The sequence below is a fragment of the Falsihalocynthiibacter sp. CO-5D18 genome, assembly GCF_041205445.1.
GTDB lineage: Bacteria > Pseudomonadota > Alphaproteobacteria > Rhodobacterales > Rhodobacteraceae > Falsihalocynthiibacter > Falsihalocynthiibacter arcticus.
The window spans coordinates 1-15462 of record NZ_JBGFCF010000005.1 but is presented as its reverse complement, the minus strand read 5'-3'; the positions used below and the strand labels follow the sequence as shown (position 1 = coordinate 15462).

The following is a 15462-nucleotide window of genomic DNA, read 5'->3' as shown; positions in this document are numbered from 1 at the left end:
AATATGGAAACATAATCTTGACGCCATATAAGGTTATTTGGGCCTTAAATCCAAGCCTGTTCACAATCACTTTTTGGCATAGGCGGTATCACAAACGGCCTAGAGAACCATGTCATCGCGGTGGATCAAAGCGGCGCGGGCCGGATATCCAAGTACGTCTGGAAACTGATCCGAGGCAAGGCCTTTGATCAATTGCGCCTCGGCGGCGGTGTAACGCACCAAGCCACAGCCCAAAGGCCCGTCGGGGCCCAAAATCTGAACCGGATCTCCGCGTCCGAATTTGCCGCGCACTTCGGTTACCCCTGCGGGCAACAGCGATTTACCGCGTGCCAAGGCCTGTGCGGCCCCTGCATCGACAAGGAGGCTGCCTTGAGGTTTCATCGCCGTAATCCAGCGTTTTCGCGCTGTCTGAGGATCGACTTGGGCGATGAACCAAGTACATTTCGCGCCATCCAGCAGCGCCTTCAGGGGCCGCAAAGGAGAGCCTTCGGATATCACCATGGCGCAACCCGCGCCCGTCGCGGTTTTCGCCGCCATCACTTTGGTTTTCATCCCGCCTTTGGACAGGCCCGAGGTGGGGTCTCCCGCCATAGCCTCGATTTCCGGTGTGATCGCCTCAATATAATCGAAGCGTTTCGCCGTGGGATCAAGGCCCGGATTTGCACTATAAAACCCGTCAACGTCCGACAACAGCACCAAAACATCCGCGCCTGTTGTCACGGCAACTTGGGCCGCGAGGCGGTCATTGTCGCCGAAGCGGATTTCATCGGTGGCCACCGTGTCGTTTTCATTGACGATGGGGATCGCGCCAAGACTAAGCAACTGGCCCATGGTCGCGCGAGAATTCAAGTAACGTCGCCGATCATTGCTGTCTTCGAGGGTTACCAAAACTTGCGCTGTGATAAGCCCCAACGGAGCCAAAACATTTTCATAGGCGCGCGCAAGGCGAATTTGCCCGACGGCGGCGGCGGCCTGTGATTGCTCTAGTGGCAGATCCCCTTTGGGAAGGCCCAACACATTGCGCCCCAATGCGATTGACCCCGAAGACACAAGGATAACGTCAACGCCGCGCGCCTTAGCTTCAGCAACATCCGCGGCCAATCCCGCGAGCCAGTCCTCGCGCAATTGACCTGTGTTGCGGTCCACCAATAGCGCGGAACCGATTTTAACAACGAGGCGTTTTGAGGCGCCCAGAATTTCAGCAGACGTTCTTAGGGTTGCCATTGCTCGGGTACTTCGTGTGATTTCGTCAGACGCAATTTGTCCGCCGTGATTTCAGCGCGGACAGCCCGAAGAACATCCGTAAGGCCCTCTTTTGCCACACCCGACATCATCATAACCGGACCACCGACGGCGGCTTCAAGTTCGGCGCGTTTTTCGGCGCGTTCTTCTTCGTCCAGCGCGTCGATTTTATTGAGCGCGGTTATGCGCGGCTTGTCGGCCAATTCGCCGCCATAGGCTTCTAATTCGTGGATGATCGTGCGGTAATCTTGGGCCACATTTTCGGCGGTACCGTCGATCAAATGCAACAGAACAGAGCAGCGTTCGACGTGTCCAAGGAACAAATCGCCAAGGCCCCGCCCTTCGCTTGCGCCCTCAATCAGTCCCGGAATATCGGCCATAACGAATTCCGCACCGTCAACACCAACGACGCCAAGGTTCGGGTAAACTGTGGTAAACGGATAGTCCGCAATTTTGGGACGCGCATTGGATGTTGCGGCCAAAAATGTGGATTTCCCCGCGTTTGGCATGCCCAAAAGACCCGCATCCGCGATCAATTTCAGGCGCAACCAAAGGGTGCGTTCAATGCCTTCTTGACCGGGGTTCGCACGTCGTGGCGCTTGGTTGGTCGCGGTTTTAAAGTGCAGGTTGCCGAAACCGCCGTTGCCACCCTTTGCCAAGACAATCCGCTGCCCAACTTCGGTCAAATCCGCGATCACGGTCTCTTGGTCTTCGTCCAAAACTTCCGTGCCGACAGGCAATTTCAAAATGACGGTCGCGCCATCGTGCCCCGTGCGTTGGGCCCCCATTCCGGGTTGGCCACTGCGCGCCAAAAAGTGCTGCTGGTAGCGAAAATCGATCAGGGTATTGAGGCCGTCAACGGCCTCGGCAATCACATCGCCGCCACGTCCGCCGTCGCCGCCATCGGGGCCACCGTATTCGATATGCTTTTCGCGCCGAAACGACACACAACCGCCCCCGCCGCCACCAGAGCGAATATAAACTTTACATAGATCGAGAAACTTCATGTCTGGCGGCCTTCCATTGCGACTGTGTCAGGCGTTATCGGAGTTCAGGCGCAGGCTCAAGCCTGCAAGGCTCTTGCGGGCCCCATAAACACAATTTTCGCCGTCAATTTTGCGCAAAAAGCACCCTGACGCCGAAAATCCGTAAAACCACTGTTACTGTATGTCTCTCAAAACTACTTTTCAACAAAGGATCGAAGCATTTAACCCTCCTATAACATCAGAAGAGGCCTGAATATTTGGCAAAGGGCGGCCGAAACGAAACTGTCCTAAACGTCCTTTAAGCGTATTTCAAAAGATAGGTCCAAGTGGCCACACTCGTGTTGCGGGCTACAGAAAACTTCTCGGCATCGCCAAGGTACTCAAACCCCGCATTGGTCAAAACCCGTGCCGAGGCTGGGTTATCTTGGAAGACTTCTGCGAAAATTGTTTTGCACTTTTGCGGGTTCGCCTCAAGAATCGCACGCACCGCTTCGGACGCATAGCCTGCCCCCCAAAAAGCGGGTGCCACCCAATAACCGATTTCAGATTGCGCACGGTCCATCGTTTTTAGGCTAATAACGCCCAAAACCTCATCCTTCGTCGAGGCCATAATCCAGACGTCTTCACTGCGCTCCGGATTAAGAGCGCGCTCAATGAAACTCTGGGTCGCGCCGCGCGGCAATGGATGTGGGATGGAACTCGTAAACTCTGCCACGCGTTGATCGCCTGCATACATGCGCAACTGGCCTGCGTCGGATTTTTGCACGGGGCGCAAAATAAACCGTTCTGTTTCTATTACTTGCTGACCTGCAATTGTCTCTACTCTCATGTTTAAGCTCCTCCGAACCTCACAAACAGACACGAGGCCCGTGGGGGCCATTCCCGCCTGTCTTTATTGGGCCCTCATGGAAGGCCGCTTTTTCTCTGGTCCGCTCCGATAACCGGCCAAGCATCACATTCACCCCCGTTACATGGGGGCTTGAACCACAACCAACAAGGGATTCCACGAAAACCTTTCAAGATGTGATCTTTAGATATTGGCACCCAAGGGTGTGAACCGAGTTCCTTAAAATTTTATTAAATTCCTGAACCTTCGCCCGTCTAACAGAGCCATGTTACAGAAATAAAAAAAGGGCCGGCGTTTCCGCCGACCCTAAAAATAAACACTAGGTTTCGGCTTACTCTGCGGCCTCCGCCACTGGGAGAACCGAAATAAATGTACGGCCCTTAAGGCCTTTGTGGAACTTTACGTTGCCAAGGGATGTTGCAAAAATCGTGTGATCTTTGCCCATGCCAACGCCAGCACCTGGGTACATTCTTGTTCCGCGCTGACGCACGATAATGTTGCCCGGGATAACGAGTTCGCCACCGTATTTTTTTACACCAAGTCTACGACCAGCTGAGTCGCGACCGTTACGGGATGAACCGCCTGCTTTTTTATGTGCCATCTGGTCTCTCCTTAGCCTTTAGTGAATTCTTGAGCTTGGGCAATCCAGCCCTCGCGTTCGATGCGGCCTTTGAACGAGAGCGCCTCGTCAAATTTTGCAACGTCAGCATCTGTCCAAGCAGCGATCTGAGCGAAGGAAGTAACACCACCCGCGATCAGTTTTTTCTCAAGCGCGGGTCCAACACCGGACAATTTTTTCAAATCGTCTGCGCCGGAAGCCGCTTCAGCAGGGGCAGCTTTCGCCGCTTTTGCTTTAGGAGCTTTCACAGCAGTTTCCGCTTTCGGAGCCGCCGCAGCCGCGGCACGTGCAGAAAGAGCGTTTTTCGCTTTTGGCACAACTGGAGCCATCGCAGCAACCACAGAAGCTGGAACAGAGCCCGTGCCTTGTGCAAGTTTAACGCCAGATTTCGCAGCACCTTTTTCAAGGATATCCGTAATCCGAACCAAGGTCAGCCGTTGACGGTGACCTTTTGTGCGTTGCGAGCCGTGCTTACGACGACGTTTTACGAAGTGAATAAGCTTTTCGCCTTTGATCTGGTCGATCACTTCGGCTTGCACAGCAGCATCTTCGATCAAAGGGGCGCCAACATTGGCACCAACCATAAGAACTTCGTTGAACTGAACAGTTTCGCCCGCATCTGCAGCAATACGTTCAATACGCAGCACGTCGCCACTTTGAACCCGGTATTGCTTGCCGCCGGTTTTTAGAACCGCAAACATTTAGTCTTCCTTCGCAATTTCCGCGTCTTGTGGTCCCCAAATTTGGGAGTTTCGCCAGAATGGCACCTCGGACAGCGCGCCCCTATGGGCGGTAAAAAAAATCATTCTCAAGACAGGAATCTCGTAGGAATCCCGCACTAAGATGGCGGCTTATCCTCGTAAACCCCCGCGAAGTCAAGGCACCTTTGGGAATTATCCCCTTCTGAACGGGTTTTTAATGTCTCAATGTCTGCTAACGGAAACGCCCTCGCAAGAGGTCCGTCTAAATGTCCTCGCTCAGGATGTACCCCGCAGCCGCACGCCCCAATTTACGCGAGATCTCCGCATAGACGTCCCCAAAGGCTTTGAACATCGCATTGTTAAATTGTCGGCCAGCGTCTGTGCGCCCAAACGCAATGTTTTTCGTCATTTCGTCCTCGGATAGCGGCGAATAACTCATGGTTAAATAAGTCATCAACCACTCTGTCGTATCCGCCCGAATTTGGGGTTCATCCTGCCAGACATCCGCCAGAATTGCGCTCTCGGTCATGTCGTCTGTCAACGCTCCCATATCGCCCATTGCCGACAAAAACTCGAAGGTTTCGTTCATCGAACTTGCCACATTCATATCTATAAGGTCGTAAACCTTAATATATTCCCGAACGCGGGGCAAAAGAGGGTCGTTGTTGCGGATCATTGCCTTTAAACGCGCCTCGCTTGCCGCATTTACGTCGGGATCACTTATTGCCAGACGCGCGCTCATTTCCAACCGCACGAGCTTTTCGCCGAAGGGCGTATTAAAAAACGCCAGCGCGGCAGCAAGGGTCTCGTCACTCAAAAGCGGGTCGAAGCTTGCGCGAAACTCTGCCTTCATTCTGTCCTGCGCATAGATCGCCGTTAGGCGGCGCTCCCAATCGGCATCGCCACGCCCGTCAAAAAGTTCCATCCCAAGGGTCTCGCCATATTGCATCCCCTCGTCGGACAAAATTTCGATCATGTCATCCACAAGCAGAATTTCGGACAATCGATTCAGATCCGCCTCCCGTTCGGCGACGACGGGGCCAACGATCCCAAGCACAAACACAATGGCTAACATAACAGACCGCATACATACCCCTTTTTGGCGACTCATATAGACATAGTGTATTCTAACAAATAATTTAAGCACCCTCCCCTTCAATTTGCAGTCAGCGCCCGTGATTAGCGCAATTCGACACGACGGTGCAAAAAGAGCTTGTAGATTTCTTCGCCCCAGACTAAACCGCCCACGGATCCTACGCGGAGAGGTGGCGGAGTGGTCGAACGTGGCGGTCTCGAAAACCGTTGAGCCTTAACGGGTTCCCAGGGTTCGAATCCCTGTCTCTCCGCCACAATTTGGCGATAAGTGTTTGAAAATACTGCAAAAAATGTCGCCGCGCGCCATTCAGCCCCACATCTAGCCCCACATAATCTTTTGATGGAATTTTCCTGTTGACGGAGCGTGGTTATATCGTATCAATTGGCCTCAAGATGTTAAAATCGGTCGCTCTGCTTTTTGAGGACCACTAAACTAATCGTTCTCGAAACGCATGATGTGTTCAGAACCCTCTCCATTGGGTCTCCGCATGTCTGCTTCAAACGAACACAAATCCACCCAAGCTGAACTTTTTGACGATCTCGCTATCGTCCCGGATGCTCCTGTTGTTCCGGCCGAACGATCCGAGCCGCCATTCAGTACCCTAGCGGCACTTAAGACACCTCAAGAACGGCCAGTTATTTCGATCCAAGCGGCTCCCGCCAAAGAGTGCTTCTTGTCCGTAAGGGACGTCGGCAAGCGCTATAGTGTTTCTCGGCAGACGATTTGGCGCTGGTCAAAGAATGATCCGGCCTTTCCAAAGCCAGTCAACATTTCTATGGGCACAACGCGTTGGCGCTTGGCGGACCTTCAACGTTATGAAGCGTCGCTCAAGCCAATGGAGCCCTCTAAAGCTGGAGGGCCGCAGGCATGAGCCGTTCCTACAGAGGCATTACCGCGAAGAAGAGCCGCGTCTATTGTGTCGATGAGGTGCTCAAGCTTTACAAAGTGAGCAGCCGGAACACGCTGAGCAACTGGGTTAAGCAAGGGCTCTGCCCCTCGCCGGAAGCTTCACCGCAGCTGTTCCGCGGTGCAGAGCTCAACAGGTTTCACCTTCAGCGCCGCGCCCAGAGCAAACGAGAATTGCGGTGTGGAGAGTTCAAGTGCCTGCACTGCAAGACGGCTGTTATTCCAGAGCCAGCCTCGATGAGTTTTGACCCCGCCAAAAAGGCGGCCAGCCTCTGCTGCGCACTCTGCCCAGACTGTGGCGCGAGCGTGATGAAGTTACTTGGTGAGACTGAATGCAACGCCCTCAAAAAATACTGTGATCCCAATACGAGCCAAGACATCTCCGACGAAAGAATAGGAGCAGTTCTGGGTGGTATTGATACAAACGCGGGCTCTGAGTCAGATTTCCAAGTGTCCTTGAACGATGGAGTGCTGTTTGACTGGCAGTTCTTTGCGGGACAGTATGCAGCAGCCACCATCGATGCGCACCTCGCCGCAATACGCGAATTTGAGGAATTTACCGGCGGCGCCGGCTTCAGAACACTCACAATCAAATCCGTGGATGCGTATCGGCAGCATCTTTCCGAGCGCGCAAATCTACACCACGGGGAGGACGCTTTGAGCCGCTCTTCCGTGCGCCATAAAGCCTCACACGTGAAGGCGTTTTTAGCATGGCTCCTTAACCAAAGCGGCTATCGCCGGCTGCCACGTGATTTGGCGGATTATTTGACGTTAAGCCGCGCGCTTAACGCGCAGACCTTGGCCCCGCAGCCCAAGGGCCATCCGACCATGGAGGCCGCCATAGAGATGGCGCTCGGCATGCCTGCATCCTCTCTACAAGAGAGGCGCGATCAAGCCATTGTAGCTATGGCATTTGTCACAGGACTGCGCGCCGGTGCGTTGAGCACCCTGCGCCTAGAGCACATCGATTGTACGGAACGCACCGCTACTCAGGACGGTACGCTCATGCGCGCCAAAAACGGTAAGAGCTATGTGGCCGATTGGTTTGCCACAACGGACCCCCTGCAGGGGATCGTGGTTGCATGGATAGAGGAGCTGACACAGCTTGGATTTGAGGCGAAGGACGCGGTGTTCCCAGCCGTTCGGGAACTTACGGCGCAGGAGCCAAGCCTCACGTCGAGCCGTCGAGCCGTCCCAACCCTGAAATCTGAGGGCGCAATCACCAAGGCATTTGCCGTGGCAAGTCAAGTTGCGGGTACGTCCTATACCCCCCATTGCGCACGCCACACGTTAACGGCGCTAGGGAACAGGCTCTGCACCAATCGCGTGGAGGAAAAAGCATGGTCCAAAAACCTTGGCCACGCGAACGTACAAACAACAGAGAGTAACTATGCGAAACTGACCGATGACGAGAAACAAAGCGTGCTGCGAACAATTGGTCAGGGATCAAGCATGACATCTGACGACAAGGATCTCTGCCTCGACTACCACGAACACAGGCTCTCTCCCGGCACGCCCGAGTTCCTCAGGGCGAAGGACTTGATCGCCGAGAGGGCCCGGAAAAGGGAGGGGTGAAACGTAGCGAAAACAGACACGTTCACTTATTATGATAGGAAGCAGCGTCTGACGTCAGCGCCTACGGGCCCAAATAGCGCGCCAAGCCGACATTCGCTGCGTTTGTATCCATGGGCAAACGTGGTGTCGACACGAACGGCCCTTAGCTGCCTCTCGCCGGACATGTTGTATGCTGCAATGCGGCCCGTTGAACCTGCCGTTCGCTGCATCTGCGAAATACGCACCTAACTGAACTCACAGTGTGCGGGACAAAGCTTCCCTTCGATTTCGCTGGCCGGTTGATCTTAAAACGAATAATATTCTTGCCGACTCAGCGCTTCAATTTCTGTGATGCAGCAAAGAAAGCGGCCCTTCATGCGTCGCGCAGCAAAATCAGAGCCTGTTTGGTCGGTCTGCGGACAAACCGACAATTTGCTGCAAGTGCACAAGAATGATGATTTCAATTGCCGTATTGGTAAGGAGGGCGGTGAGCCGCCGTTCGCTGCGATCTGTGTAGAGGTCCGCTGAGCAGGACAAAGTGAACTTTCGCCGCAGCCGCACCAATGACTGGTTTTGCGTTTTTTGTTTTTTTGTTGCTTGTTTTTATTAGCTTCCGAGCCCAAAATTCATTGGTTTCCGTAACCACAATGCAAAGAACTCAAAAATGAAGCAATCTAAGAAATTTCTATTGGGTTTTGCCGTTCTGCTGGTTTGGTGCGGCAGTCTGGCTCTTACCTATCAGCAAACCCGTGAAAAATGGTTCGACCTCGGCACGATAAATGGTGAGATAAATGGTAGAGCGATTGCTCTGAGCGGGTTATGCCAACACGCGATCAACGGCGCAGCAGATGGGCCTATAGTGTGGAGTTTGGACGTCAAAGCTAGTCTCGTCGAGCTCAGTGGAAAAAACGGTTTCTTCACGCTTCATTGTCGGTGACTTAGTACGGTCTCTTTGCCATCATCCGAGTCTTTTAGTCGGGGAATATCAACAAAAACAGGGGACAATTGCGGCATAGCGGGCTTGGCTGCCTTTGATTTAGTATGCACTATTCCAAAGGCAAACACTGCGCCTATTATCACCGTTACCATTTGGTTTGGTAGACCAAGTATCTCTACAAAGTTTTGCAGGGCGATGTGCGGCTTCCCGCCCAGAATGAAAGGCAAATCAAAATCACGACCGCAAATCGGTTCAATGTCTTTCTTTCCACTATCAGTCCTCAATTTTGATTTATCCAAGAGTCTTGGAATGATTGCGGTTCATTTGGCATTTTCGGCGCGAGTTCGTTGATTTCACACTAAGCGTTCGGCTGAGTGGTATTCAACTGACCTGTTCGCGTCTAACAACATAGTCTCGTAAACTGGTTTGGGGGCCGGATGCCTCAATCATTTCGCACGCAATCAGGTGTTGAAGCCTTCCCGATAAGAAAACATCATTCAATAAATTTTGCTCGTCACAAGCGCCCATTGCTGTACCGACCACTCGCGCTGCTGATGTCCAATCTTTGGGACAGCCCTTGGTGAGTAGAGTGTCGTAGTAATCTGGAGCTACATCGACAATCTCGTTGGCTTCCCACCTGCGCAGAATACCTCCTGTATTTTGGTGGTGCAGAAAGGTTTTGGCTTGAGCAGTTCTTGTGTGCGGATCAATCGTTACTCGCTCATCCCTTAAGCTGGCCAATAGGTCAGGAGTTTGCGCTCCGATGTAGGGCATCGACGTCAGCCCTGTGGACCCAACGCGGGTGACGGACCCATTGAAGTGGCGCAGGCCGTGGCATGCCATCGCTAGAAAAACCCGTTCAGACGCATTGTCCCCCCCCCATATACAAACTTCTTGGGTGTCATCCAGATTCAATTGTCGGGAAAGGTGCTCCAAATCAGCCAGACATGGAATCGGGCTTTCTTCCACAAGCCCATAATGCATGTAGATATCTTTCATGTAAGCTTCCCGTGCCTCAAGGTTGTTCAGAGGACCGTGGCTCAGATCATCATCGAAAACATGAACCCGTTCAGTCATTTCATGGGATGCGAATGCTGCGCGTAAATTGCCGCCCGCGCTTCCGCCCAAAACCAGATTTATTCGTACAGGCTTGTTCATCCTAGGCCTTTCGCTGAAATACTATTCAAAGCTTAGAGTTCATTTAGTAACTCAAAATTCGACACTGTCGAGTTCATTACGACCTGTGAACTTTGTAGTTGTTAAGGCCTGATCTCGGAAAAAACTTGCAATTTTTGCTTCTAGCAAAGCATAATACAAAATCAAATCAGTGAACCTAATGAAGAATTTCAAACATGGGCTTTTCGCAATCGATAAAAACCTGTCTGTCCAAGTATGTTGTCTTCTCAGGCCGAGCGCAAAGGTCGGAGTACTGGTGGTTCGTTCTGTTCGTGATCCTCGTCAGCATCGGGCTTGCGATATTGGGTTCAATTTTTTTTGGCACTAATCCGGAAACCGGTGAGGGATCTAATGCCCTAAACTCGATCTTCCAGCTGGCTATGCTTCTCCCGATGCTTGCTGCGGGGTGGCGTCGCTTACATGATACTGGCCGTCCCGGTTGGTATCTCCTCATTCCATTCGCTTTCAGTATTGCGACAATGGTTATGTTGCTTACGGGCGTGGCAGCGTTCTCCGTACTGGAAACCAGTGGTGCCGACCCCGACGCCTTAAGGGGATCTGCATCCTTTCTTGGCGCAACTGGTATGATCGTGATGTCCGTGCTCCAGCTCGTCTTCTCGGTTTTGATGATCTGGTGGCTTTCGCGTCCCTCACAAGAAGGGCCAAATGAATATGGCCCAGTCCCATCAAACTAGGTCCTAGACGTTTTACAGAGGGACCATCCCTGAAACTTACTAGAAAATCTTGGAGCTACGCATGAAATACTCTTTGTTAACTGGATGTCTACTGCTTGGTGTGTCGGCTGGACCCGTTTTGGCAGATTGGGGCTTTAGCGGCGCCCCACAACCTAATGCCTTTATTCAATCAGGCGACATGACCCTTGAATTGCAGTGCGACCGCATTCGGTTTGCTCCCGCAGGATATCAAGACAGCGAAGATATCGCCAAACAGCAGGGTCTTTCCATTCGTTTCATGAAAGATGGGTCCACGGAAACGGGGGCCTTTCAGGCGGGCCCCGAAAACGCATCTATTCAGATTGTAGACAATTTTCCGGTCGAAGTCGTTTTCCAAGATGCTGAGGATTACGGTTTTGTGCTGGAGCAAATATCAGCCAATGCCATCGTTAATCTCTCGATGACGGACCAAGACGTGAGTTATGGGATTTTTGATCTGAAAGGTTCAAGTAAGGCTATCAGCTCGTTGCAATCCGCTTGCGGATCAGGAGGGCAGATGGAAAGTAGCACGATGGAGGCTCCGGAGGGAATTGTCTATTGCGGCGGCGGTCAGGTTAAACGCCAGATCGAGTACCTCATCCTTGAAAACGCCTCAGATGATTGGGACGCTAACGTAACGGTTAACGGTGAAACAATCCGAGCAATGACGGCCTATAGCTACTTCAATAACAGTGTACCGCCAGAAGGGTTTGTGGTCGCGCTATTGGGAGAGGATCAATCAGAGTTTTTGGTGTTCAAGGATGGCGCTAAAAACTGGATTGAGTTTGGCGATTATCAGTACGACCAATGCAACTGATACTAAAATCGAGAGCCGCATCCGTCCCAGTTTGGAGTTTCAGGGTGCTTTCCTGCGTATTACTTGCGACGGCTCTAATCCTGCTGGGGCCTGCCATTGCTTCAGAGATATCTGAGCTCCCAGCTCAACTTCAAGAAAAGGTCAATCAGGCGGAACAAGCCTGCTCTGAATTTGAAAACGGCGAATTCGCATTGGAATGGGGCGCTGTTGCACGTGTGGACCTGGACGGGGATCTGAGGCCTGACTGGGTGCTGAACGAGGCTTCGCTTGCCTGCTCGTCCGCCGTGTCCCTTTATTGCGGAACTGGCGGATGCATATCGCATTTCCTTGTTGGTGACGTCCTTGGCTCTTTGCTTAACCAAGGATGGGATGTTGTGGATCTTGGCCCCAACCGCGTCCTTCTAACGGACGTTCATGGGTGGCAATGCGGCGGAATAAATCCAACCCCCTGCGTCACTGCTAGCGTCTGGGATGTCAACGCAGAGGACGGCATGTGGCATAGCACAGCCGCGGAATGGGAGAAGTAAAATGACAACAAATATTCGCGTGAAGCAGCTAGTGGTCTTCTTTGCCTTCTTACCAGCGGTGATTTTTGTCGCAGGATGTGTAGAGTTGCCTGCTGAGATCGCAGTCAGTGAACCGGATCCCGATCTTGTTTTCGTCCGTGGCTTTCGGAGCCTGTCTGATGAATGCCAACTTGTTGGCGAAAGCGCGTTCACCATCGACTTTCTTGATGATGCCGCCGATCTTGTATCATGTCCGACGGGCAGTTCCGCGATGGAGACACTTATGGCAGAGACGGGAGCGCAAATCATCACCCAGACGAACAGCTTCTCCTTCTTCAGCTTGGCCAACCGCTGATCGTGACTTCAATGGCGAGACCACGCGTGCGATGACTGCCTATAGCTACTTTGGAAATGCACAGCCGCCACTGGGGTTTATGGTCGCGCTTTTGGGAGAAGACCGATCGGAATTACTAATATTCAAGGACGGCAATAGAAATTACATCGAGTTCGGCGATTACCAATACAATCAGTGCAATTGATATTTGCGTTGGGGAAATCGATTTCAGGCTTTTGCGTGCTTCAACTCGTACGGCAACTAAATTGCAACTGTAGATAAGGAAACTATGATCATGAATATAGCTTTTAAACTGACTTCCGGCATGCTCCTCGGAACTCTACTGACGGCTTGCGTGGAAGATACTGGTTCCGCGACGTCGCCTCCGAGTCGTGCGAACCAAGATTGTTTAGCCGCAGTTGCTCAATCGACCGGGAACAGCGAAGTTCGCATCCTATCGTCCGAGCCGCGCGAGGCCAATATCTTGGTCATAGTTGGGGTTGGACCCGATGCCGCTCCTTGGCAATGCATCACCTACGGAGACGGAACTACCGAAGGCATCATGTCTTTGACAAATGAAGGCAGCCTCTAATTCTACCATGGCACGCCTCCTAAACATCTCCTTCTGGGTGCTGATAGCGCTCTATGCCGCCGCCCTGTTCATTTGGGCGGTGGGCACTTTGGGATGGTTTGGACAGGAACGCGATCCGCTCTCCGCCTTGTTCCTAGTGCCACTTGGGCTGCCGTGGACGATCTTTTCGACCGGCGCACCGGATGCAGTCCTGCCCTGGATTGGGGGCCTTGCACCTATTGTGAATATTGCACTTCTGCGATGGTTGATGCTTCGGTACCTGCCATGAACGGTGGAGCGGGGCACCGTATGTGACATTTCAGAAATTGATAATCTTGAGATGACATTCGAAAATTTGTCTCATTCCCAAGGGAGGTGAAAATATGATCGTGGCAAGGGACCCTAAGTTTATTCGGGCTGGTTCACCGCTAGATTGCAGACCATTGATGCAGGCAATACTGATGATCGCTTTCCTGGTGGCGGGGTCTGAAACGAAAGCTGATAATTTTGGGCGGTGCGAAATCGAGACGACAGCACCCGAAATTATCACCCAAGCGCTCGATTCAATTCTGTCATCGGCTGTGGATCCGGAATCTGAAGGTGGAAAGGTCTTTGGTACTGCTCCGGGCGCAGTTCTATCCGTCCGCGCACCTGGCTGGCGCTACACGAAATCTATCGGTTTGGCTAACCCGGACGAAGGCACTCCAATAGATTGTCAGATGTCATTCCAGATTGGCAGTAACACGAAGATGATTACGGCAGCCGTGCTACTGCAATTACATGAAGAAGGTATGCTGTCGCTCGACGACCTGCTCTTGAGTCATCTGCCGACAATTTCTGGCCGATTGCCTTATGGTGACAGCATCACTTTGCGCCAGCTTGCTCAACATAATTCTGGCATCTTCAGCTATACAGACAATGCACCAGACGGCACTCCGGGCATCATGGAAGCCGACGTAACCGATCCGGCCGCACTCAGAGCAGGTTACAGCCCGCTGGAACTGGTTCAGTTCGCGATTGATCACGGCACACCGAGCTTCGCGCCTGGTACAGAAGGCGCTTGGTCATACAGTAACACTGGATACATCTTGATTGGATTGATTATTGAAGGCATCGAAAAAAAGCCCCTCGCTGAAGTCTTCGAAAGACGCATCTTTGTTCCGCTGGGTATGCAAAACACTTTCTTCTGGAACGATGTTCCAGATCCCGATTTTGGTTTGGCGAGAGCGTACCTTCAAGCGCCTTTTGACTACGAGACTTCGGACTGGAATATGTCACAAGGCTGGGCTGCTGGTGGCGTGATTTCGACCGTCGAAGACATGCACCGTTTTATAGAAGTGCTTGTTGCGGGCGACCTTTATAAATCTAATGAGACTCTGCAACTGATGAAGGACACCATGTGGACCGGTAGTCTAACGGCACCGTACTACGGTATTGGGTTGGTGGAAAAGATCGGCGATGGTCTCTGGGGACATGGAGGTCAAACGCTTGGCTTCGAATCTGACGTCGCAGTTCATGTGGCGAGTGGAGTATCAATTGTAGGCTGGGCGTCATCTTCCAACAATATCATGGCTTTAGGTGCAGCAGCTGTAGTTGAGGCCTTAAAAAAGACGGGGTGGGATCCAAATCAGCCATGAATGGATGCTGTGGGACGGAGTTTGCCGCCTGTCATGCCTCGATCAGCAACCAACTCAACCAGGGCCGCGCGCTCCAAAGCAAAAATGATTTCAAGATCACCCTCGCCGCTAATATAGCCCATCGGCTGATGCTCGGGTGCAATGTTTTCTAAGTCCGAGAGCGGCTCTCTGTCTGTGGTTAAGTCAAGCGTGTTAGGTTCAGTGTCTTCCGGGTCCGTGGTTCTCTACGAGGTCAGGGATTATCCTGCCTCCTGATGGCGTACGGGACTGATCTGCCAAAATGTCGTTCACGAGGTTGGGAGTTGCCCACCTCAGCCGCTTTGCTGGCTCGATCTGCCTCCGTCCCGGAGGACGTCGAACCTACCCCTTGTCTCTCGGGCAGGTATTCAAAATCTCAATTTCTCAGCTGGCACCCTCCATTCCAGGCTCAAACACCGTTTCGTTTCGCCAGAGGCAATGCAAGATGACGGCAATTTTCCGAGAGGCGGCGACGGCTGCTTTCTTGTGCCCTTTACGCTCGGCTAACCTTGTTGCCCATTCTTTCAAACGAGATGGCTTTCTCGTGCAACTGATCAATGTTGATGCCGCCGAGTATAATAATCGGCGCATGTCACAATCGCCGCATTTGGATATTTTGCCCGACCAATCCACTTCACCGGATTGATGGCGTTTTGGTGTGAGGCCAAGGAACGCTCCAACTGAAGTGGTCCGGCAAATTCGGACAGCGTGCTAAGATGTATCCAACACAAGCGAATGGATACGAGAATGACAAAGCGACGGAACTTTTCAGACAATTTTAAGGCTGCTGTGGCGCTTGAAG

20 protein-coding genes and 1 tRNA gene are annotated in these 15462 nt (G+C 52.4%); 11 read left to right on the top strand and 10 right to left on the bottom strand.

Annotated features, from left to right (window positions below):
- Nucleotides 1–99: 99 nt before the first annotated feature.
- The 6 genes from proB to AB9F27_RS08145 all read right to left on the bottom strand — a co-directional run bounded on the left by proB (nt 100) and on the right by AB9F27_RS08145 (nt 5482).
- Nucleotides 100–1224 carry a glutamate 5-kinase gene (gene proB / locus AB9F27_RS08170; protein WP_335584320.1) on the bottom strand — a complete coding sequence of 375 codons (1125 nt, stop codon included), beginning with the start codon at nt 1222–1224 and terminating at the stop codon, nt 100–102.
- Complete coding sequence (gene obgE / locus AB9F27_RS08165; protein ID WP_039000635.1) at nt 1212–2249, bottom strand: GTPase ObgE; 1038 nt, start codon at nt 2247–2249, stop codon at nt 1212–1214. Before obgE ends, proB begins: the two co-directional genes overlap by 13 nt.
- 277 nt (nt 2250–2526) lie before the next feature.
- On the bottom strand, nt 2527–3057 hold the full coding sequence (locus AB9F27_RS08160) for a GNAT family N-acetyltransferase (protein WP_052274637.1): 531 nt from the start codon (nt 3055–3057) through the stop codon (nt 2527–2529).
- Nucleotides 3058–3406: 349 nt separating this feature from the next.
- The gene (rpmA, locus tag AB9F27_RS08155; RefSeq protein ID WP_039000634.1) at nt 3407–3676 is read right to left on the bottom strand and encodes a 50S ribosomal protein L27; all 270 of its coding nucleotides are present in this window, start codon (nt 3674–3676) and stop codon (nt 3407–3409) included.
- Between the two features lie 11 nt (nt 3677–3687).
- Entirely contained in the window at nt 3688–4395 is a 708-nt protein-coding gene (locus tag AB9F27_RS08150) for a 50S ribosomal protein L21 (protein WP_039000633.1), read from the bottom strand.
- A gap of 262 nt (nt 4396–4657) precedes the next feature.
- Nucleotides 4658–5482 carry a DUF2059 domain-containing protein gene (locus AB9F27_RS08145; RefSeq protein WP_335584319.1) on the bottom strand — a complete coding sequence of 275 codons (825 nt, stop codon included), beginning with the start codon at nt 5480–5482 and terminating at the stop codon, nt 4658–4660.
- Between the two features lie 172 nt (nt 5483–5654).
- Here AB9F27_RS08145 and AB9F27_RS08140 point away from each other — a divergent pair.
- The 4 genes from AB9F27_RS08140 to AB9F27_RS08125 all read left to right on the top strand — a co-directional run bounded on the left by AB9F27_RS08140 (nt 5655) and on the right by AB9F27_RS08125 (nt 8888).
- Nucleotides 5655–5744: transfer RNA gene (locus tag AB9F27_RS08140), tRNA-Ser, on the top strand.
- Between the two features lie 234 nt (nt 5745–5978).
- On the top strand, nt 5979–6362 hold the full coding sequence (locus tag AB9F27_RS08135) for a helix-turn-helix transcriptional regulator (RefSeq protein ID WP_369757647.1): 384 nt from the start codon (nt 5979–5981) through the stop codon (nt 6360–6362).
- Nucleotides 6359–7972, top strand: coding sequence for a tyrosine-type recombinase/integrase (locus AB9F27_RS08130; RefSeq protein WP_369757646.1), 1614 nt, complete (start codon nt 6359–6361; stop codon nt 7970–7972). Before AB9F27_RS08135 ends, AB9F27_RS08130 begins: the two co-directional genes overlap by 4 nt.
- Before the next feature lie 643 nt (nt 7973–8615).
- Nucleotides 8616–8888: a hypothetical protein gene (locus AB9F27_RS08125; protein ID WP_335585948.1), complete on the top strand. Its 273-nt coding sequence runs from the start codon at nt 8616–8618 to the stop codon at nt 8886–8888.
- Here AB9F27_RS08125 and AB9F27_RS08120 read toward each other — a convergent pair.
- Nucleotides 8876–9172 carry a hypothetical protein gene (locus tag AB9F27_RS08120; protein ID WP_335585949.1) on the bottom strand — a complete coding sequence of 99 codons (297 nt, stop codon included), beginning with the start codon at nt 9170–9172 and terminating at the stop codon, nt 8876–8878. The genes AB9F27_RS08125 and AB9F27_RS08120 overlap by 13 nt on opposite strands.
- Before the next feature lie 97 nt (nt 9173–9269).
- The gene (locus tag AB9F27_RS08115; RefSeq protein WP_335585950.1) at nt 9270–10046 is read right to left on the bottom strand and encodes a DUF3658 domain-containing protein; all 777 of its coding nucleotides are present in this window, start codon (nt 10044–10046) and stop codon (nt 9270–9272) included.
- 194 nt (nt 10047–10240) lie between these two features.
- On the opposite strand from AB9F27_RS08115, the gene AB9F27_RS08110 reads away from it, so the two are divergent.
- The 7 genes from AB9F27_RS08110 to AB9F27_RS08080 all read left to right on the top strand — a co-directional run bounded on the left by AB9F27_RS08110 (nt 10241) and on the right by AB9F27_RS08080 (nt 14642).
- Nucleotides 10241–10759 (top strand): DUF805 domain-containing protein, encoded by a 519-nt coding sequence (locus AB9F27_RS08110; RefSeq protein WP_335585951.1) that lies wholly within the window; start codon nt 10241–10243, stop codon nt 10757–10759.
- A 61-nt stretch (nt 10760–10820) separates the two neighbouring features.
- Nucleotides 10821–11594, top strand: a complete 774-nt coding sequence (locus AB9F27_RS08105) for a hypothetical protein (protein WP_335585952.1) — start codon at nt 10821–10823, stop codon at nt 11592–11594.
- Nucleotides 11595–11638: 44 nt separating this feature from the next.
- Complete coding sequence (locus tag AB9F27_RS08100) at nt 11639–12121, top strand: hypothetical protein (protein WP_335585953.1); 483 nt, start codon at nt 11639–11641, stop codon at nt 12119–12121.
- A gap of 1 nt (nt 12122) precedes the next feature.
- Nucleotides 12123–12455 carry a hypothetical protein gene (locus AB9F27_RS08095; protein WP_335585954.1) on the top strand — a complete coding sequence of 111 codons (333 nt, stop codon included), beginning with the start codon at nt 12123–12125 and terminating at the stop codon, nt 12453–12455.
- Between the two features lie 274 nt (nt 12456–12729).
- On the top strand, nt 12730–13026 hold the full coding sequence (locus tag AB9F27_RS08090; protein ID WP_335585955.1) for a hypothetical protein: 297 nt from the start codon (nt 12730–12732) through the stop codon (nt 13024–13026).
- A 7-nt stretch (nt 13027–13033) separates the two neighbouring features.
- Nucleotides 13034–13294 carry a hypothetical protein gene (locus AB9F27_RS08085; protein ID WP_335585956.1) on the top strand — a complete coding sequence of 87 codons (261 nt, stop codon included), beginning with the start codon at nt 13034–13036 and terminating at the stop codon, nt 13292–13294.
- A gap of 172 nt (nt 13295–13466) precedes the next feature.
- Entirely contained in the window at nt 13467–14642 is a 1176-nt protein-coding gene (locus tag AB9F27_RS08080; protein WP_335585957.1) for a serine hydrolase domain-containing protein, read from the top strand.
- Here AB9F27_RS08080 and AB9F27_RS08075 read toward each other — a convergent pair.
- Together AB9F27_RS08075 and AB9F27_RS08070 are read right to left on the bottom strand one after the other, a co-directional pair.
- Nucleotides 14633–14764, bottom strand: a complete 132-nt coding sequence (locus AB9F27_RS08075) for a hypothetical protein (RefSeq protein WP_335585958.1) — start codon at nt 14762–14764, stop codon at nt 14633–14635. The genes AB9F27_RS08080 and AB9F27_RS08075 overlap by 10 nt on opposite strands.
- 280 nt (nt 14765–15044) lie before the next feature.
- Entirely contained in the window at nt 15045–15293 is a 249-nt protein-coding gene (locus AB9F27_RS08070; RefSeq protein WP_369757645.1) for a hypothetical protein, read from the bottom strand.
- Nucleotides 15294–15462 lie beyond the last annotated feature (169 nt).